24 protein-coding genes are annotated in these 18,547 nt (G+C 41.1%); 17 read left to right on the plus strand and 7 right to left on the minus strand.

Going from position 1 to position 18,547, the window contains the following annotated elements; all coding sequences use genetic code 11:
- Positions 1-30 precede the first annotated feature (30 nt).
- From PWP39_RS02805 to lipS1, 4 genes are read left to right on the plus strand one after another with little or no spacing between them, the layout of a single operon-like run.
- The gene (locus tag PWP39_RS02805; RefSeq protein WP_288072477.1) at positions 31-717 is read left to right on the plus strand and encodes an HAD family hydrolase; all 687 of its coding nucleotides are present in this window, start codon (positions 31-33) and stop codon (positions 715-717) included.
- Positions 701-1,309, plus strand: a complete 609-nt coding sequence (locus PWP39_RS02810) for a diacylglycerol/polyprenol kinase family protein (protein ID WP_011012300.1) — start codon at positions 701-703, stop codon at positions 1,307-1,309. Before PWP39_RS02805 ends, PWP39_RS02810 begins: the two co-directional genes overlap by 17 nt.
- Positions 1,309-2,460, plus strand: coding sequence for a tyrosine decarboxylase MfnA (gene mfnA / locus PWP39_RS02815; protein WP_288072480.1), 1,152 nt, complete (start codon positions 1,309-1,311; stop codon positions 2,458-2,460). Before PWP39_RS02810 ends, mfnA begins: the two co-directional genes overlap by 1 nt.
- Positions 2,457-3,281, plus strand: coding sequence for a LipS1 family lipoyl synthase (lipS1, locus tag PWP39_RS02820; protein WP_288072482.1), 825 nt, complete (start codon positions 2,457-2,459; stop codon positions 3,279-3,281). Before mfnA ends, lipS1 begins: the two co-directional genes overlap by 4 nt.
- Here lipS1 and PWP39_RS02825 read toward each other — a convergent pair.
- A complete protein-coding gene (locus PWP39_RS02825) occupies positions 3,274-4,440 on the minus strand; it encodes a magnesium transporter (protein ID WP_288072485.1) in 1,167 nt (388 codons plus the stop codon). The genes lipS1 and PWP39_RS02825 overlap by 8 nt on opposite strands.
- 87 nt (positions 4,441-4,527) lie before the next feature.
- Between PWP39_RS02825 and rbcL the strand changes: the two genes are divergently transcribed.
- The gene (gene rbcL / locus PWP39_RS02830; RefSeq protein WP_288072488.1) at positions 4,528-5,790 is read left to right on the plus strand and encodes a type III ribulose-bisphosphate carboxylase; all 1,263 of its coding nucleotides are present in this window, start codon (positions 4,528-4,530) and stop codon (positions 5,788-5,790) included.
- Position 5,791: 1 nt separating this feature from the next.
- On the opposite strand, the gene PWP39_RS02835 is transcribed toward rbcL, so the two are convergent.
- On the minus strand, positions 5,792-6,319 hold the full coding sequence (locus PWP39_RS02835; protein ID WP_288072490.1) for an ASCH domain-containing protein: 528 nt from the start codon (positions 6,317-6,319) through the stop codon (positions 5,792-5,794).
- Between the two features lie 77 nt (positions 6,320-6,396).
- Between PWP39_RS02835 and cobB the strand changes: the two genes are divergently transcribed.
- The 8 genes from cobB to PWP39_RS02875 are packed head-to-tail and all read left to right on the plus strand — an operon-like array spanning position 6,397 to position 10,872.
- Positions 6,397-7,152: an NAD-dependent protein deacetylase gene (gene cobB, locus PWP39_RS02840; RefSeq protein WP_288072491.1), complete on the plus strand. Its 756-nt coding sequence runs from the start codon at positions 6,397-6,399 to the stop codon at positions 7,150-7,152.
- Positions 7,145-7,750: a Na+/H+ antiporter subunit E gene (locus tag PWP39_RS02845; RefSeq protein ID WP_288072493.1), complete on the plus strand. Its 606-nt coding sequence runs from the start codon at positions 7,145-7,147 to the stop codon at positions 7,748-7,750. The genes cobB and PWP39_RS02845 overlap by 8 nt, the downstream gene beginning before the upstream one ends.
- The gene (locus PWP39_RS02850) at positions 7,726-7,995 is read left to right on the plus strand and encodes a monovalent cation/H+ antiporter complex subunit F (RefSeq protein WP_288072495.1); all 270 of its coding nucleotides are present in this window, start codon (positions 7,726-7,728) and stop codon (positions 7,993-7,995) included. Before PWP39_RS02845 ends, PWP39_RS02850 begins: the two co-directional genes overlap by 25 nt.
- Positions 7,992-8,306, plus strand: a complete 315-nt coding sequence (gene mnhG / locus PWP39_RS02855; RefSeq protein ID WP_288072498.1) for a monovalent cation/H(+) antiporter subunit G — start codon at positions 7,992-7,994, stop codon at positions 8,304-8,306. Before PWP39_RS02850 ends, mnhG begins: the two co-directional genes overlap by 4 nt.
- Positions 8,287-8,757, plus strand: coding sequence for a hydrogenase subunit MbhD domain-containing protein (locus tag PWP39_RS02860; RefSeq protein WP_288072501.1), 471 nt, complete (start codon positions 8,287-8,289; stop codon positions 8,755-8,757). The genes mnhG and PWP39_RS02860 overlap by 20 nt, the downstream gene beginning before the upstream one ends.
- Positions 8,754-9,137: a Na(+)/H(+) antiporter subunit B gene (locus PWP39_RS02865; protein ID WP_288072504.1), complete on the plus strand. Its 384-nt coding sequence runs from the start codon at positions 8,754-8,756 to the stop codon at positions 9,135-9,137. Before PWP39_RS02860 ends, PWP39_RS02865 begins: the two co-directional genes overlap by 4 nt.
- Before the next feature lie 2 nt (positions 9,138-9,139).
- On the plus strand, positions 9,140-9,412 hold the full coding sequence (locus tag PWP39_RS02870; protein WP_288072507.1) for a cation:proton antiporter subunit C: 273 nt from the start codon (positions 9,140-9,142) through the stop codon (positions 9,410-9,412).
- On the plus strand, positions 9,409-10,872 hold the full coding sequence (locus tag PWP39_RS02875) for a monovalent cation/H+ antiporter subunit D family protein (protein ID WP_288072510.1): 1,464 nt from the start codon (positions 9,409-9,411) through the stop codon (positions 10,870-10,872). The genes PWP39_RS02870 and PWP39_RS02875 overlap by 4 nt, the downstream gene beginning before the upstream one ends.
- A gap of 8 nt (positions 10,873-10,880) precedes the next feature.
- Here PWP39_RS02875 and PWP39_RS02880 read toward each other — a convergent pair whose 3' ends face one another.
- Positions 10,881-11,078 carry a PCNA-inhibitor gene (locus tag PWP39_RS02880; RefSeq protein ID WP_288072513.1) on the minus strand — a complete coding sequence of 66 codons (198 nt, stop codon included), beginning with the start codon at positions 11,076-11,078 and terminating at the stop codon, positions 10,881-10,883.
- 128 nt (positions 11,079-11,206) lie between these two features.
- On the opposite strand from PWP39_RS02880, the gene PWP39_RS02885 reads away from it, so the two are divergent.
- Positions 11,207-12,094, plus strand: coding sequence for an Mrp/NBP35 family ATP-binding protein (locus tag PWP39_RS02885; protein ID WP_288072537.1), 888 nt, complete (start codon positions 11,207-11,209; stop codon positions 12,092-12,094).
- Complete coding sequence (locus tag PWP39_RS02890) at positions 12,078-12,881, plus strand: DMT family transporter (protein WP_288072516.1); 804 nt, start codon at positions 12,078-12,080, stop codon at positions 12,879-12,881. Before PWP39_RS02885 ends, PWP39_RS02890 begins: the two co-directional genes overlap by 17 nt.
- Here PWP39_RS02890 and panB read toward each other — a convergent pair.
- The 4 genes from panB to PWP39_RS02910 are packed head-to-tail and all read right to left on the minus strand — an operon-like array spanning position 12,871 to position 15,566.
- On the minus strand, positions 12,871-13,722 hold the full coding sequence (panB, locus tag PWP39_RS02895; protein WP_288072519.1) for a 3-methyl-2-oxobutanoate hydroxymethyltransferase: 852 nt from the start codon (positions 13,720-13,722) through the stop codon (positions 12,871-12,873). The two genes, PWP39_RS02890 and panB, sit on opposite strands and share 11 nt — an antisense overlap.
- Positions 13,723-13,750: 28 nt before the next feature.
- Positions 13,751-14,554: a proteasome assembly chaperone family protein gene (locus PWP39_RS02900; RefSeq protein WP_288072522.1), complete on the minus strand. Its 804-nt coding sequence runs from the start codon at positions 14,552-14,554 to the stop codon at positions 13,751-13,753.
- Positions 14,551-14,733, minus strand: coding sequence for an RNA-protein complex protein Nop10 (locus PWP39_RS02905; RefSeq protein ID WP_288072524.1), 183 nt, complete (start codon positions 14,731-14,733; stop codon positions 14,551-14,553). The genes PWP39_RS02900 and PWP39_RS02905 overlap by 4 nt, the downstream gene beginning before the upstream one ends.
- A 5-nt stretch (positions 14,734-14,738) precedes the next feature.
- On the minus strand, positions 14,739-15,566 hold the full coding sequence (locus PWP39_RS02910; protein WP_288072526.1) for a translation initiation factor IF-2 subunit alpha: 828 nt from the start codon (positions 15,564-15,566) through the stop codon (positions 14,739-14,741).
- Positions 15,567-15,631: 65 nt separating this feature from the next.
- Here PWP39_RS02910 and PWP39_RS02915 point away from each other — a divergent pair, with 65 nt between their 5' ends.
- Both PWP39_RS02915 and PWP39_RS02920 read left to right on the plus strand, forming a co-directional pair.
- Positions 15,632-16,798 carry a tRNA pseudouridine(54/55) synthase Pus10 gene (locus tag PWP39_RS02915; protein ID WP_288072528.1) on the plus strand — a complete coding sequence of 389 codons (1,167 nt, stop codon included), beginning with the start codon at positions 15,632-15,634 and terminating at the stop codon, positions 16,796-16,798.
- On the plus strand, positions 16,779-18,041 hold the full coding sequence (locus PWP39_RS02920; protein WP_288072531.1) for a UbiD family decarboxylase: 1,263 nt from the start codon (positions 16,779-16,781) through the stop codon (positions 18,039-18,041). The genes PWP39_RS02915 and PWP39_RS02920 overlap by 20 nt, the downstream gene beginning before the upstream one ends.
- The last annotated feature ends 506 nt before the right edge of the window (positions 18,042-18,547 follow it).

Consider the following 18,547-nt stretch of genomic DNA (forward strand, 5'->3'; position numbering starts at 1 on the left):
TTAAAATACTTTATCCCCTCCTTTTGTTTGATGCTAATAATCCTCGATTTAGATGATACTCTCTGCAACACTTGGGAGGCAATAAGAATTGCAGCCATTAGGTTAATCCCAACGCTATTAAGGTTAAGGAAGTTTAGAATGTTTGCCTATATTCTGACTAAAAGATATAGGGAACTTGAGGAGATAAGAGAGCTTCATATCCTGGGATTTGAAGAAATTCTGGATAGGATAATAAACAAAATCTACAAAAATTTGGAGAATGAAGAGGTGCAAGAGATAGCAAACCTCTTTGATAGGACGTTTTTTGCTAATTTGAGGCTTTATCCTGATGTAATTCCATTTTTGGAAAAAGTAAGAGAAATGGGAGCTAAAATTGTTTTAGTAACTGATTCTTCATCCTCTTGGCAGAGAAGAAAGCTTGAGGTTCTTGGAATTAAAGATTACTTTGATGCGATTATAGTGAGTGGAGATACAGGTCACTCCAAGTTTGAACCCTATAACTTCCATTTAGCGAGAAAAAAGTTCCCTAGGGAGAAGAAGGTGTATGTGATAGGGGATAGGGATGATACAGACATGAAGGGAGGGAAGGCTATTCACGCAACTACGATTCTTGTAAAGAGGGGCTACTTTAAAGGAAGGAGGGCAAAGTATGCAGATTATGTTGTGAATAACCTATATGAGGCCTTAGAGGTGATAGAACGTGACATTAAAAATTGAAATTAAAAGAAAAGCTCTTCACATGACTGGGCTCACTGTTCCAGCTGTCTATTTATTGTTTGGAAAAGAGGTAACGGTTCTATTTGTTTCCTTGGCATTGACAGTTTTTCTGATCCTAGAACCATTTAGGACTGTTGAAGAGCTTAGAGAAAGAATAAAGAAAAAACTCGGCATCCCTGAAGAAATTGCGAACAAAATAGAAAAGGAAATAGAAAGTATCGCAAGAGAACACGAAAAAAGAGGTATTGGGGCTCACATATATTTTGCTGCGGCGTCCCTTATTATAGTCCTTTTATTTCCGAGGGAGGTTGCAATAGGAAGTATAGCTGTGGCAACTTTAGGTGATGCTGTAGCAGCTATTGTTGGAAAATCTTTTGGAAATCATAGGTTTAAAAACGGAAAGAGCATAGAAGGAAGTCTTTCCCACTTCATTGTAGGTTTACTAATTCTTTTCCCCCTGGTAGGATTTAAAATAGCCATAATCGGAGCATTTGTTGGAACGTTAGCAGAATTCTATGAAGTTCCTCCTGATGACAATTTTTCCTCTCAGCTTATAATAGCAATAACCCTATATCTCCTGGGGGTGAGATAGTGAAGTTCCCAAGAAAAGGTATCCCACAAGAGGAAGTTATGAGAGAATTAGAAAAATACACTTCCAAAGACTTATCATTTTCATCTGGCAAGATCCTAGGTTCCATGTGTACTCTTCCCCACGAATTAGCCAGAGAAGTGTTTTGTTTGTACATGGATAGAAACTTGGGTGATCCTGGTCTCCACCCAGGGACAAAGAAAATAGAAGAAGAAGAAGTAATAGAAATGCTTTCAGATCTCTTACATTTAGAGAGAGGATATGGGCATGTTGTCTCAGGTGGTACTGAAGCGAATATCTTAGCTGTCAGGGCATTTAGGAATTTAGCAGATGTCGAAAATCCAGAGTTAATTTTGCCTAGAAGTGCACACTTCTCCTTCATAAAGGCCGGAGAAATGCTGGGAGTTAAACTAGTCTGGGCTGACTTAAATCCAGACTATACCGTGGATGTTAAAGATGTTGAAGCGAAAATAAGTGAGAACACCATTGGCATAGTTGGAATAGCTGGAACTACAGGGCTTGGTGTCGTTGATGATATTCCAGCTTTAAGTGATCTAGCTAGGGAGTACGGAATTCCCCTTCACGTTGATGCGGCATTTGGAGGATTTGTAATCCCCTTTGCTAAAGAACTAGGATATGATTTACCAGATTTTGACTTCAAGCTTAAAGGAGTTCAGAGCATAACAATAGACCCCCATAAGATGGGAATGGCTCCAATCCCAGCAGGGGGAATAGTTTTCAGGCGTAAAAAATACTTAAGGGCAATAAGCGTTTTGGCTCCATATTTAGCTGGAGGGAGAATATTGCAGGCAACAATAACAGGAACTAGACCAGGAGCTAGTGTACTGGCTGTATGGGCCCTAATTAAACATTTAGGATTTGAAGGATACATGAAGATTGTAGATAGAGCTATGAGACTTTCTAGACTATTTGCTGAGGAAATAAAGAAAACCCCTGGGGCTTGGCTAGTGAGAGAGCCAATGCTAAACATAGTTTCCTTTAAGACCAGAAACCTTAGGAGAGTTGAAAAGGAATTAAAATCAAGAGGATGGGGAATTAGCGCCCATAGGGGATATATAAGAATAGTGTTCATGCCTCATGTGACGGAGGCCATGACTAGGGAATTCCTGAAAGACTTGAGGGAGGTTATATGAAAACCCTAAAAGTCTATATCCCAGGAATAAAGTTTCCATCGATTTCAGTTACTGGAAATTATTGTGCCTTGAGCTGTGCTCACTGTGGGAGACATTACCTGGAGGGAATGAAGAAAATAACAAGGCTGAGTCTCGTGGATAAATGCTTTGAGATGGAAAAAGAAGGCTACTTTGGGTGCCTGTTAAGTGGTGGGATGGATAGTAGACTAAAAGTCCCCCTTGACAAGTTTAAAGACGAAATAAGAACAATTAAGGAAAAAACAAAATTAAAAATTAATGCTCATGTAGGATTTATTGACAAAGAGGATTTAGAATGGTTGAAGTACATTGACGTTGTCTCCTTAGATTTTGTTGGGGATAACGAAGTAATAAAAAGGGTTTATAAGATAGACAAGACTGTAAATGATTACCTTAAAGTTCTCGACATTTTAACTGAGGCGGGAATAAGGGTTGCCCCTCATATAACGATTGGTCTAGATTTTGGAAAAATCCACTGGGAATACAAAGCTGTAGATATTCTATCAAAGTATCCCATAGATGTCTTGGTATTAAATGTCCTAATTCCAACACCTGGGACAGAAATGGAGAATGTGAAAGTTTCCATGGAAGAAGCATTAAAGGTTGTTAGATATGCACGAGAAAAATTCAATGGGGAGTTAAGCATTGGATGTATGAGACCATTTGGTAAGTGGAGAGAGGAGTTTGACAAGAAGGCAATCCTAATAGGTGTGGACAGAATAACTAACCCCCCTAGGAAAGTCCTTGAATGGGCTAAGCAATCTAGGAACGTGGAAATATACTTTGAATGTTGTGTCATGTGATCAGCTTTATTATGAAAACTACAAAGAGCGTGGAGAACATGTCTGCCAAAGTTGTTATCGTGGGAACTGTAACATTGTCAGGGTCAAGCCTCATTTTTTCCGCGAATATTGCAACGAAGTATGCAAACCACATAACTAGGTGCGCCAACAGTGGATACAGAAGTACAAATTCTGGGATTATACCCATAGATTTATTGAGCAAAAATCTTCCGACTAAGGTAGCTATTCCGTTGCTCAATAGGGCAAGTGGGTAAGCAAGGAGAGTATAAACTCCTATTTCAAATGCGATATCCTTGTTTAGAATTTTCTCTATTTCTCCAATATGGATTTTTGTTGAAGTTTTTGCCCCAATTATAGATCCAAGACTCCCAGTTGTACCGAGTACTGCTGGATACATAATACTGAAAATTAAAATCTTCTCTAGTAGCTCACTATAGCTCTCTAAGATGGAACCAGTTATGCTAGATATCAAGGCCAGAAACAGTATTATGCTTATTACTTCTTTAAAGACTATTATGTCATTTTTTCTGAACTTTGAATACCTCCAGAGGAAGAGGAATATAAGCAGTGCCACAGTTGTTATTGTTATGAACTTTTTGTGGTCTGAATAGAGAAATATAAATACGACTAAAAAAGGAACAGTGACTAAATCTGCAAGTGAAGTTATCACGGGAGCGGCAATTGCGTCAGGATCAATACCTTTCTTAAATGGGAATATTGATACAAAGGCAGTAGAGTATCCTAAGAATAAGCTTGTATAAATTGTGGAAGTTACTATAATCAGAAGAGTTGCTATTGCAATATCAACATCTCTAACTTTCAAAGAACCAACCAACCAAAGGAGCAACACTGGAAGCAAAGAAAGGACTATGCTCATAAAGATATTTTTTGCAATTGTTTTATCTCTTAAAGAGGGCTCCATCTCACCTAAGTAGAGCATTGTAGAAAATCTTGATGCCATTGATCCAAATATATTACCTCTAAGACCCATGAGACCTGGAAGTATAACAAGTATTATTGGGTAGTTCTCTCTTATAATCGTGAAAAATTTGCCTAGGAATGCTCCAGCAAAGAAATCAAGAAATACACATAAAACTAACGCAGGGAAGGATGCAAGGACAGCTGTTTTAATTATTTGAATGTATCTCTTACTAACCATAATTTTCTCCTCCTCTTTTGGAAATTAATTTTGTTTATAAACATAAATGTTATGAATAAGAAGGCATATTATTGTGTTGGTGTTTTTATGAAGGTTGAGTGGTATTTAGACTTTGTTGATCTTGACTATACTCCCGGTAGAGACGAGCTAGTTGTGGAGTACTATTTTGAACCAAACGGAGTTTCTCCAGAAGAAGCTGCTGGAAGAATAGCTAGTGAAAGCTCAATAGGAACATGGACAACTCTCTGGAAAATGCCTGAAATGGCAAAAAGAAGCATGGCGAAAGTATTTTATCTGGAAAGGAGTGGAGATGGATATATAGCTAAGGTTGCATATCCCTTAACGCTCTTCGAAGAAGGAAGTGTAGTTCAACTTTTGAGTGCCATAGCTGGAAACATCTTCGGAATGAAAGCGCTAAAGAATTTGAGGCTTCTGGACTTCCATCCTCCTTATGAGTACCTGAGACATTTCAAAGGGCCACAATATGGGGTTAAAGGAATTAGAGAATTCATGGGTGTCAAAGAGAGACCCCTAACAGCTACCGTTCCAAAGCCCAAGATGGGATGGAGTGTGGATGAATACGCGGAAATAGCATATGAACTGTGGAGTGGGGGGATTGATCTGTTAAAGTACGATGAAAACTTCACTAGCTTTCCGTTCAACAGATTCGAAGAAAGAGTGCGAAAACTATACAGGATTAGAGACATCGTAGAGGCTGAAAGTGGGGAAAGAAAAGAATACTTAATCAACATCACTGGACCAGTTGACATTATGGAGAAGAGAGCTGAACTTGTGGCGAATGAGGGAGGACAGTACGTTATGATCGACATAATAGTTACTGGGTGGAGTGCACTCCAGTACATGAGAGAGGTAACTGAAGATCTCGGATTAGCGATACATGCCCACAGGGCTATGCATGCAGCATTCACTAGAAATTCAAAGCATGGGATAACGATGTATGCGATAGCTAAGCTTGCTAGAATGATTGGTGTTGATCAACTTCACACAGGAACTGCAGTTGGAAAGATGGCAGGAGAGTATAAGGAGGTTAAAAGAATCAACGACTTCCTACTTAGTAAGTGGGAGCATATAAGGGAAGTTTTCCCAGTCGCAAGTGGAGGACTACACCCTGGATTGATACCAGAACTTATACGTCTCTTTGGAAAAGATCTCATTATTCAAGCGGGTGGAGGGGTTATGGGACATCCAGATGGACCCAGGAGTGGAGCTAAAGCTTTGAGAGATGCAATAGATGCGGCCTTAGAAGGAGTTGACTTGGAAGAGAAGGCAAAATCAAGCCCAGAGTTGAAGAAGGCGTTGGACAAGTGGGGCTATTTAAAGCCTAAATGAGCTAGATGTATTCAAACTCTCTCGTCATTAAATCCTCAAGGAAGGCCTTGACCCAGGGGCGCCGAGTGCGGAGTGAGAGGTGAATGATACCCTCTACGTGTATTCCGTACTTTTCTTTCAATTCTTCTTTCGTGACAGGCTCTTTGAAAAGGAACGGCTTCTCTATTGTAAATGCGTAGCCATAGTCATTTACATAGTTCTTGAGCCACCTTTTGCCTTCATGCTCACCATGAACAAAAGTTAGCCCACTTGTGTCTTTGGTCAGCTCCCACAGAGTTTCAAGATCTGCTTTAATGACCTCCCCTACTTCAAATCCCCCAGCTATCGTTCCCCTTTTTGTTATTGTCTGTTCTTCAGTCAGTCCAAGTTTTCTGAGCGTTTTTTTCAGCGTGTAGAGATCTCCCCTTGCTATATAAAGAAAAACAATATCACCTTCCTCAAAAACTCTACTACGCCTTATTTCATGCCATTTTAACCCTCTAAAGATGAGCTCTCCGTAAACTTGATGCAGGGCAATTACATGTTGCATGTTCTATCGTTAAGAAGAGGGTATAAAAATATTAGTCCACAAAAAAAAATTTAAGATATTTTTCCACTACTCTTTTGATGTTCAGAGAGGTAAGTAAAATCTTGGCGAAATCTTCTATGGCAATAGCGTTTACTGGAGCAGGCATTAGCGCTGAGAGTGGTATCCCAACTTTTAGGGGAAAAGATGGGTTATGGAGAAAGTACAGGGCGGAGGAGTTAGCGACTCCTGAAGCTTTTAAGAGAGATCCGAAACTTGTGTGGGAATTCTACAAGTGGAGAATTAAGAAGATTTTAGAGGCGAGGCCAAATCCCGCTCACATAGCTTTGGCAGAGATGGAGAAGATGGGAATAATAAAGGCCGTGATTACCCAAAATGTTGACGATCTTCATAAGGAGGCGGGAAGTATAAATGTTATAGAGTTGCACGGAAACATATTTCGAATTAAGTGTACGAGTTGCTCGTATAGGGAGTACTTAAAGGAAACTGGGAGAATTGAGTGGCTACTTTCCCAAGAACTACCTAAGTGTCCCAACTGCGGCTCTTTCCTAAGGCCCGATGTAGTTTGGTTTGGCGAAGCTTTGCCTGAAAAAGAGCTGACAACAGCGTTTTCACTAGCTAAAAAGGCCGATGTTGTTCTCGTTGTAGGAACCAGCGGTGTCGTTTATCCTGCCGCATACATACCGTACATAGTCAAGGAGAGCGGAGGTATTGTTGTCGAGGTAAACATTGAGCCTTCTTCAATCACCCCAATAGCGGACTTCTTTCTCAGGGGTAAGGCTGGAGAGATTTTGCCAAGATTAGTGGGAGAGATTAGGAGGTATTTGAATGAGTAGAATGCCCCTTTATTTAAAACATCGAATTGAGAAGGTGAAGGAAAGATATCTCTATGAAATTTATGAGAGCAAAAAACTCCCATCCTGGGAAAGATTCTTGCTTACTTGGATAATTCTCTTTGGGTTTTGGATAATTATAACTGGTCATTTGGCCATTAGGGGGCTATTCCTAGGCCTTGTAACTACTGGAGTTATAGCTTATTACATGAGGGATCTCCTCACCGAGGATATAAGACATTCCAAGCATTTGATTTGGAAAATCCTCTACTTTGTCCTAATATACCTTCCACAGTATTTAATTATCATGGCCTTTAGGCTACTTGAGAGCAATATAAAAGTCGCGAGGCATGTAATATTCATGGATATAAATCCAGCGATAGTTAAGATTAAGAGCGATCTTCACTCCAACACGGGAATTACTCTTTTAGCGAATTCAATAACCCTAACTCCCGGGACTTTGACCCTCGATGTCGTGAGAAGGTTAGATGGTACTTATCTCTACGTTCATTGGATAGATGCAGAAACTCTAAACCCTGAGAAAGCTGGAGAAGTTATTAAGGGGGATATTGAAAAATGGTTAAAGAAAATGTTTTGGTAGCTGGAATTTGGATACTTCTAGCAACGGCAATAATAGCCTCCTATCGGGTAATCTTTGGCCCGAGCTTAGGAGACAGAGTAGTTGGCTTGAACACAATAACAACGAAGGTAGTTGGAGCTATAGCTATACTTTCCGTTTTATGGAGGGAGTGGTACCTCCTGGATCTTGCCATAGTCCTTCTCATGGTTAATTCGGTTGGTGGGCTTATAATGGCAAAATATATGGAGAGGAGGGGAAAGAGATGATTTATCTATTATTTCTGGCTTTTGGATACTCTATAATGGTCTTTGGAGCCCTTGGCTTGATCAGATTCCCTGACTTATATACAAGACTTCACGCGGCTACAAAATGTGACACTGGAGGGATGATTGGAATAATACTTGGATTGATCTTTCTCTCTGATGCCTCTTTGTTTATTAAAGCGAAGATGTTCCTTCTGTTGTTCCTAATAGCGATGATAAATCCTATGGTGAGCCATGCGATTGCAAGGGGAGCATATATGATGGGAATAAAGCCCCAAGTAAAGGTGGATATGTATGGATGGGACAATCCTTGAAATAATAATTGGGGCTATTGGAATTATGTTGGCCCTTATAGCTGTGCTTCATAAGAAGTTCCTAGCTTCGTTGATATCTTATTCTCTAGCTAGCCTGTTACTTGCCCTCTTGGCAATAACTCTTCGAGCTCCAGACGTGGCCCTCTCTCTAATAGTAGTGGGCGCTCTCGTTATAGGACTCTTTATATTTGCCCATGAAGAGACCAGAGAAGAGATAAAAATAGATTTAAAACCAGGAATTGCAGTTATTCCATTTCTTTTACTCCTATTAAAGGCTAGGATAACTCCAAATCCCTTGACGTATGAAGCCTATCTAAACACTTGGAATCTTGGGAACTTAGTTACTGAGATTTTAGCTGGGTGGAGGTTTTATGACAGCGTTGGAGAGGCGTTAATCCTATTTTCTGCAGCGATAGGGTTTAGTATAGTAATTAGGAGGATAAAGCGATGAAGATGAGTATTTTGGCCAGAACAACAACAAAACTAGTGGCCCCTTTCTTTACAACATATGCAGCTTATCTAATGCTTTATACAACCCAATCTCCAGGGGGAGGATTCCAGGCAGGTGTAATTCTTGCAGTGGCGTTGATTCTCTTAATAACTTCTCATGGATATAAGTCTGTGAGAAAGTATTTCAGAAAAAGAATAGCCAGCTCATTAGAGGGGCTTGGAGGATTGATAACAATTATAGTTTTCTTTCTAGTGGTTATTCTCTCCCTAAGGCCATCTGAAGCCTACGTTGTTCTAGCTAACGTTTTCATAGGCCTAAAAGTTGGAGCTGCATTTACGCTCATATTTTATGCTTTAATATCAGTCTTGGAGAGGGATTGAAGATGATCGATGTGTTGCTTATAATCATAGGGCTCTTTGGAATAATAGTGAATAAGGCAAAATTCAAGCAACTTCTCTCCCTGAACATATTGGCTCTAGGAGTTGTAGTATTCTTCATAACCAAGGGTTCCCTCCTGGGAACTGCTCCCCCACTTAAGGAGTTTTCAAACCCAGTTGATCCCCTTCCAACAGTTCTAATGCTAACAACAATAGTTGTTGACGTAGCCGTAACAGGTCTTGCTTTAGCTCTTGTAATGGGGGGAAAGAAAAAATGAACGCTTCGATACTTGCATTAATTCCAGCTGTGTTCTCAATATTGATTTATCTATTTGGAAGCCTTAGGATAGAGGGAAGTATAAGGACGAGATTCAGGTTACCTCTAACTCTTGAGGTAAAAGTTCTATATCTACTTGGGGTCTTTCTCCCAGTAGTATTATTACCATTTTCCCAGGGTGGGGTTGTTGGAGGTTATTCTAGAATTTTGGGGGTTGAAGTCGGGCTGGACTCAATAACCCAACTCTTTTTAATTGCGGAGCTGATTGTATTTTCTATGAGCTCCTTCTACGCTCTAACTTATACAACTGAATGGAGAAAACTTTCCCTTCTCCTTTTGATGCATTCTGGATTAATAGGAGCTTTCATATCGAAGGATTTCTTCAACTTCTATGTGTTTATGGAGCTCTCGGCCATATCATCTTTTGCATTGGTGGCTTCTTCAAGGGAGAAAGACAGCTATAAGGCTGCATATAACTACCTCTTCCTTTCTATGACTGCTTCCTATCTCTTAGTTCTTTCTCTTGGCATGATTTACTTTTCTACTGGCACTCTAAATGTTAAGCTAGCCCAGGGAAGAGAAGTTCCCAAGGTCGCGGTTCTGATAGCTTCTCTCGCCCTTTCATTAAAGAGTGGGATCTTTCCCCTCCACGTCTGGTTGCCTGATGCTCATTCGAAGGCCGATACATACTTAAGTGCGATTCTCTCTGGAATTGCAGTTAAGGCTCCAGTCTATGGGCTTGTTCTCCTCTCCTATCTTGCTGATCTGAGCTTTCTAAGACCTTTGGCGATAATGTCGATGATTTTTGGTGTAGTTATGACAATGTTACAAGTAAACGCAAAAAGACTTCTGGCTTACTCCACTATTAGCAAGATGGGGTATATTCTCCTGGCGGTTTCCTATAATAATCCCTATGCAGCTGCAATTTACTCTTTTGCTCACGCAATCTTCAAATCTGGCTTGTTCCTCTCAGTTGGAGCTTTAGTTGACGCAAGAAATAGGAAAGAGCTGGATTATTTGGGTTGTAGAAACTGTTACATTATTTTAATCGCTGTAGCAATACTTAGCTTATCAATAGCTGGATTTGGCATTACCGTTGGTGGTGTCGCAAAGGAAGTGCTTTCTAAAGCTATCGGGGAAAGAGTACTTATCTACGGAGTCTCCCTGGGAACTGCATTTTCATTTGCAAAGCTCAACTACTATGTGTGGAAGGGCTATGGACACAAGCCTTCAATAAAGAGATCGATTCCTTCCCTTGTATTGGGCCTAATTGCTCTGGGCGTTGGGATCATGTGGAATGGGGCTCTATCATATAAAGATATTTTAATCCCCCTCGGATTTGTTTTCTTCCTGCTAGTAAAAGATCACCTTCCAAAAAGAGATTATCTAATCAGAGTCGAACCTAACTATGGGGTGGCCCTCTTGGTTCTATTGATTTCACTTTTTTCAATAATTACATAATTAAATAATTAAAGCTCTTCAATCTTCTTCCTAGCTATCTTTTTTGAGCCAATTCTAAGGTTCTTAAAGAAGCTTATGTGGTCTTCGGGTAAAAACTCATCCAAACTTGTCGCTCTGAGCCTCTGCCTCTTTTTAACTTTTTGATTTTCCTCCTTGGTCGAGGGAGTATCATTAGAGTTAAGAAATTCATCAAGCTTCCTGTTCATAGTTAAGATTTCCCTGCTTGATTTAATAAGATTATTGGCTTTTGTGTATTACACATATTTGTTCCATAAGATACAAATTATAGCAAAGTTTTTTAACTCTCACCCTTACCGTAGAATGGGTGAAGTATGTGACGATAAAGGCTCCAACTTTGAATCTTCCTGGTCTTGGCGTTGATCCTCTGACTCAAAGAATCAAGGAAAAGGAGAAGAAGTGGAAATATAAAATAGCTGTTCTCAGCGGAAAGGGTGGAGTTGGAAAGAGCACAGTTGCAGTGAACCTAACTGCAGCTCTAGCTAAGATGGGATACTTTGTTGGAATCTTGGATGCAGATATTCACGGTCCAAATGTTGCAAAGATGTTTGGAATTGGGAACACCGATATTTATGCTGAGAAGTTTGAGGACGGGCACTTCGAAATGATCCCTCCAACTGTTGACTTCATGGGTCAAGTTACTCCAATAAAGGTTATGAGCATGGGCATGATGGTTCCTGAGGATCAACCTATAATATGGCGTGGCTCTCTAGTTACCAAAGCCATAAAGCAGTTTTTGGGAGACGTCATGTGGGGGGAACTTGACTTCATGATAATTGACTTTCCCCCTGGGACAGGAGATGAAATTCTAACTGTAGTTCAATCGATACAGCTAGATGCTGCGATAATAGTAACAACTCCCCAGGAAGTGGCTCTGCTTGATACTGGAAAGGCGGTCAACATGATGAAGAAGATGGAGGTTCCTTACATAGCAGTGATTGAAAACATGAGTTACCTAATTTGCCCCCATTGCGGTAATAAGATAGACATATTTGGCGAAGGTGGAGGAGAGAAGCTTGCAGAAAAGGAGGGTGTTGACTTCTTAGGTAAAGTTCCAATAGACTTAAAGGCCAGAGAGGCCAGTGACTTGGGAATTCCAATAGTTCTATATGGAGACACTCCAGCTGCCAAGGCCTTCATGGAGATAGCCGAAAAGCTTGTTAATAAGCTGAAGGAAATAAAGGGCGATGGAAGAGAGGAGTAAGGGTATTGCTTTAGTTTTGATTGGAATGATACTTTATGGCCTTGAACCTGTGATAATAAGCTACAATCCAGTTAACCCCATCAGCTTTGCCTTTTTCTCTGCTCTCTTTGCTTCCTTGCTCCTCATTCCTTTCGCAAACTTTGAAGAAGTAAGAGTCGAGTGGAAAAGAGGAGTGCTTATTGGATTCTTTGGGACTTTTTTAGCTTATCTTTCATACTCTTTTGGGGTAAGGATGTCCACTTCGGTGAATGCAGCCTTAATAACTAGGACGGAAGTTCTCTTTTCCTTTTTGTTGTCCTATATTTTGCTTAAAGAATCAATAACAAGGAGAAGGGTTGGATATTCGGCCTTAGTTGTTATAGGAGTTATTCTTGTAATAACCCAGGGGAAGAGGGTTTCGCTGAACCCAGGGGATGGTCTTCTATTATTAGTCCCATTATTTTGGCAGTTGGGCCATGTTATAGCAAAAAGAACAAGAGGCAGTCCCCAGACGATAGCTTTCCTTAGGAATTCGTTTGGGACCCTATTCTTGTTCCTTCCTTCCCTATTCACTGGAATGTCTTTCACCTTTTATTCTGTATTAGAGGGAATGATCATAGCATTTGGCCAGCTCATATGGTATTCAGCAATAAAGAGAATAGACCTTTCACTCGCAACTGCTATAATAACTCCCGCCCCTGCCGTTGCTATAGGGATAGCCTTACTTACTGGAACGCCTGTAACTCTTTGGCACGTTGCTGGATTTGTCCTAATAACTTTGGGAACCTTGGGCCTAACTAAAGCTTGAGCTTTCTTTTAACGTTCTCTTTAATCCTGTTGAATCTTTCTTTATCTTGATATTCCCAGTAATGCTCCTTCCCTGGGAATTTTCCTTCTTTAACTTCTTTTCTAAACTCCGATATTGCTCTTAATATTTCCTCTCTCAGGTTTGCATACCTCTTGGCGAAGGGAGGTGAGTTTTCATATAAGCCCAAAACATCATGCCAAACCAAAACCTGACCATCAACATGGGGTCCGGAACCTATTCCTATGGTGGGAATTGATACCTCCTCCGTAACGAGCTTTGCCACATCTGCCAAGACAAATTCTAATACAACGGCAAATGCCCCTGACTTTTCTAGGGCCTTGGCGTCCCTAAGTATCTCTTCAACCTCTTCTTCGTTTTCTCCCATGATCCTGTAACCACCAAGCCTTAGATATCTCTGAGGAGTGAGTCCTGTATGACCCATAACGGGAATTCCCATCCTTACCAACTTCTTAACAAGCTTTCTATGGTCATAACCTCCTTCAATCTTAACCGCATCTGCTCCGGCTTGAATTAGCCTTATTGCATTCTTAATTCCTTCCTCAACACTCACCTCATAACTCCCGAAGGGCATGTCAGCTAAAACCAGTGCTCTCTTCACGGCTTTGGCAACTGCCCTAGTATGGAATACCATCTGCTCCATTGTGACGTTGAGTGTGTTTTTGTCACCATAAACAACCATTCCAAGAGAGTCGCCGACGAAGACTATATCAAATCCTGCCTTATCTGCAAGAAGAGCAGAAGGATAATCGTAAGCGGTTATCATAGTGATCTTTTCTTTTCCCTTCATTTCCATAATTCTCTTAGGGGTAATTTCCCTCATCTCTCCCACCTAAAAAAGGAGAGAAAAGTTAGAGGTATCCCCTGTCTTCCTCTTCATGAGGTAACTTTGGAGTGACTTGCTCCATCATTGCCCTCTGCATTTCTTCGACTTTTCTCAGAATTTCTTCAGTCTCTCTAGCTCTCTCATCCAAAGCAGTCATGTCTATTTCCAATCCAAGTATCTTTGTGACTGCAGAAAGGACTGCCTTTGCGGCCTTGGCATCGACTATATATCCGAGGCTCTCCCCGAGTAAGCTTATGCCAAACATTCCTCTAAGCTTGCCAATTCCCAGGAGGAGGCCTGCTGCACCTACTATGGCTCCTCCCTCATCTTCTCTCCAAATAATTTCAACTGAGCACCCCTCCAGCTTGCTCTTGTAATACTCTATCAGGTCTTCATGGGTCACGGCTGCAAGAACCCTTGGTTCTCCTTGGATTTCGGGAACCTGGTAACCTCCCATCGTGATTATCTCCCTGGTTCCAAACTCTTGAACGAAGTCAAGCATCTTTCCAGCAACTTCAAAGTGTCCGTAGCTGTCTGTTGGAGGAACTTGGGTGTCTCCAGTTACTATTATCAAATCCCTATGCTCGTCATCGGGACTTTTCCAGTAGTAGAATTCGTTTTTCATTAGCTCCACGACTGAGTTCTTTCTAATCAAGACTTGGTGCATGAAGTGAGGAGAATAAAGCTCAGCGAACTTTTTTGCTTTTAGCTCTTGAATTAAGTGTTCAGCTGCAAGCTTTCCAACTAATCCAATCCCTGGAAGGCCTTCAATAAAGATTGGGTCATAAATATCAGGCCTTTCATACACAACAATTGTGGTTTCCTTCATTTTTCCTTCCTCCCTATTCCGAGTATCTCCCTCTTCCACCTTCTCCTATATTCCCCATATGGGTCTTCAGGAGAAAACCTTGGTGGATGGGCTACTTTAGTCTTTTCCCCACATATAGGGCAAATCTCTTTGAGGGTGTATCTCCCACACCTGGGACACTTCTTTATCTTAAACCTCATAACCCTCACTTCTTCCGCTTCTTAATCTTCTTAATTCTCTTCTCCTTTCTCAAGAGTGTGGCCTCGCCACCGGCCTCTTTTATTACCCTAAGTATCTCCTCTGTTATATCCTCCAGGACTTCTTCGGCTTTGTAGTAGTCTGGGGCCGTAATGTCTATTCTGTATCTTGGGGCTCCCAAGTAAGTGAACTTAACTTCGATGTCCTTCTCCTGGTTTGCCCTGTCCCTTGCCTTTATTAGCGCCTCCTTAATTATCTCAATTCCATTTGGCTTTGGTACAGTAATTTCAAACTCAGCATCTATAGTTACAGTGGGAACCTCAACATAACTGTCAATTATCTCCTTTAGAACTGGAAGCCACTCATCTGGGACGTGTCCCTTAAGGACTTCAATTCCATTCTTTGCTGCATCTTCAAAGGCAGCATAAACCTCGCCCCACTCATTCTCCAATGGCACCCATACCTCTTTCCAAGCCTCTTCAAAGTCTTTTCCTAACTTCTCCGCGGCAAGTTTTAGTAAGTTTTCAGCTTTCTGAGCTCTTTTGAACTCTTGAAGCTTTGCTTTCCTCTGTTGCTGAGTTACTCTCCTTAGACTGAGGTCGATATGCCCTTTCTTTGGGTCAACTCTTATTACCTTGGCCACTACCTTTTGGCCTTCCTTAAGGTAATCTCTAATGTTCTTTACCCAGGTTGAGGCCACCTCACTAATGTGCATAAACCCTTCCTTCCCCGGATACTCGTCAAGCTCAAGAAATGCTCCATAATTGTGAACCCTTTTAACTGTAGCAACCACAAGCTCTCCCTCTTCAGGATACTCCCTTGCTCTCCTGGGCATACATTCACCTCCAAGAAGGCTCTTTAATACTCATCCTTTTAAAGTTGCCCCTTTAAATAATTGCGATGATACTTGAAAAAGCCAAGGAAATATTGGAAAAACACCACCTCTGCAACCACTGCTTAGGTAGGCTATTTGGAAAGCTGGGAAAGGGAACAAACGAAGAAAGGGGTAGAGCCATTAGGCTTCTTCTTTCAATGGAAACTGGAAAGGAGTATAAGGAGCCTGAAAAATGTGAGCTTTGTGGAGGTGTTTTTAATAACCTCGATAAGTTTGCTGAACTCTGCATAAAAGCTGCTGAAGGAATAGAATTTGAAACCTTCTGGGTGGGTTCGAGGTTCCCAGAAGAAATTGAAAAAAAGGAGGAGGAAATTTGGAGGAAATTCAGAGTAGTGAGTGGAGAAAAGATTACAAAAGAGTTCAACAGGGAGCTTGGGAAAGTTATTGCAGTTAGATATGGAAAGACACCAGTAAAAGAGAGGCCCGACGTTGTCTTCATAGTTGAGCCCTTCTCGGAAAAGGTTGAACTTCAGGTAAATCCAATATATGTAGCTGGGAGGTATAGAAAGCTCATTAGAGGAATACCCCAAACTCCAGCCCCTGGGTTTAAGGAGAGCATAGCAACGATAATCTGCAGAGCTTTTAAGAAGCACTTCCATGGAAAGTGCATATTCAAAGGAGCTGGGAGAGAAGACGTCGACGTTAGAATGCTGGGCAATGGAAGGCCCTTCGTAGTTGAGATAAAGAGACCCAGGAAGAGAAAAGTAAATCTAAAGGACATTGAAGAAGAGATAAACCAAAGTGGAAAGGTGGAGGTTCTTAATTTAAGGTTCATAACGCCAGAGGAAGCCGAGAGAATTTTAACCACAAGACATAGAAAAGTGTACGAGGCCATTGTTTACGTTAAGGATGGAATAACAAAGGAAGAAGTTGAAAAGGTAGTTAAGTCCTTAAAGAATGCGGAAATTAAACAGAGAACCCCCAGGAGAGTGCTCAATAGTAGAGCTGATTTAGTTAGAGTTAGAAAGGTTTACGATGTGAAGGGAGAGTTAATTGATGACAAGCACTTCAAACTCAGGTTAGTCACCGATGGAGGTTTATACATAAAAGAGCTGATATCTGGGGATAGGGGAAGGACCACCCCTTCAGTGTCTGAAATTTTGGGAAAGGAAGCTTGGTGTGAAATCTTAGATGTTTTAGAGGTGTTGGACGATGTTGAGGGAGATAATTGAGAAGTTTGATGATACCGTAATAGTTGATAAGCCCGTGAAAAAGGAATACGAGATAACTAAATACCTGCTTAAGTATAAGGACAGGCCCGTCTTATTCAAAGACGTTGAGGGCTGGGAAGTTGCTGGGAACATTTGGTCAACAAGAGATAGGATTGCAAAATTCCTAAATACCGACAAGAAGGGACTCCTCGAGCTCTTAGCCTATTCCATGGAAAATCCATCGAAGTATGAAATCGTAGATGATGCGGAGTTTTTAAGGAACGAGAATGAGGTAAACCTACTGGATCTCCCAGTTCCCAAGTTCTACCCCAAGGATGGGGGAAGATACTTTACCTCAGCAATCGTTGTGGCAAAGAGAGGGGACTTTGTTAACCTCTCTTTCCACAGAATGATGATTCTGGATGAGAATAAAGCAGCCATTAGAATAGTTCCCAGGCACCTATACGCCATGTGGAAGGAGAGTGTTGAAAGTGGGGAGGAGTTAGAGGTTAGGATAATAGTTGGAAACCCAATCCACGTTTTATTGGCTGGGGCGACCAGCGTAGCTTATGGAATAAGTGAGCTTGAGATTGCATCTACAATTAGTAGGAGAGCCTTTGGAAGGCCGTTAGAGGTAGTTGATGTCAACGGAATTCCCGTCCCTGTCGAGAGTGAGTTCGTCTTTGAGGCTAAGATAACCGATGAGATGGTTGATGAAGGACCATTCGTTGATATAACTGGGACTTACGATATAGTTAGGAAGCAACCCGTTGTTGTTTTTGAGAAAATGTACCATGTAGACAATCCAATATTCCATGCCCTTCTCCCTGGGGGTTATGAGCACTACATGCTCATGGGCCTTCCAAAAGAACCTCAGATATATGCCAGCGTGAAGAGGGTAGTCCCAAAGGTTCATGGGGTTAGACTAACAGAGGGAGGTTGCATGTGGTTGCATGCTGTGGTCTCAATAACAAAACAACATGAGGGAGATGGAAAGAATGCAATCCTCGCAGCATTTGCTGGCCATCCAAGCCTCAAGAGAGTTATTGTTGTGGATGAAGACGTTGATATATACGACGATAGGGAAGTTGAGTGGGCCGTAGCTACTAGATTTCAGCCAGATAAGGATCTTGTAATTATACCAAACGCTAGAGGGAGCTCACTGGATCCATCTGGGAAAGATGGGTTAACAGCTAAGTGGGGAATAGATGCAACGAAGAGTTTAGATAGGAAAGAGGAGTTTGAAAAAGCCAAGTTGGAGTGAAGTTTTGAAGATTTTTCGGCACATGGTTTTTGGGCTTATTTTTCTATTTTTAGTTTTGTTTGGGCTTTATTTTTAAAATAAAGGTTTTTGAGGGATTAGGGTTTGATTTAGTAACCTGAAGTTAGTATTTGCAGTATGTTACAGTTTTGTTGCTAAATTATGACGAAAATTTTTCGAAAATTCTTGACAATATTTTAAGAGTATATTTTTGTAAGAAGTTTGAGGAATTCTGTTGGATTCTTGTGAAAAGGTTGGAGTTTGCTTGATTGGACTGTTGAAGGTTGTTCGTGGGATAGGGTGTGGAAGTGGTGTTTTATTCCCAGGGTGCTTGTGGGAGTATTCTTGGTTTAAAGTCTTAAGGGGAGTTGGTTTGTTTATAAATAAGGGGTTCTGGGGTAAGGTTGACGCCCCGTAAGGGTTATAAATTCAAGTGATATAATTACTCCATAGGAGTATTGGGGCGAAAAAGCCCCCTGTTCCAATAAGACTACAAAAGAATTGAAATA

The organism is Pyrococcus sp. (genome assembly GCF_030153625.1).
GTDB classification, from domain to species: domain Archaea; phylum Methanobacteriota_B; class Thermococci; order Thermococcales; family Thermococcaceae; genus Pyrococcus; species Pyrococcus furiosus.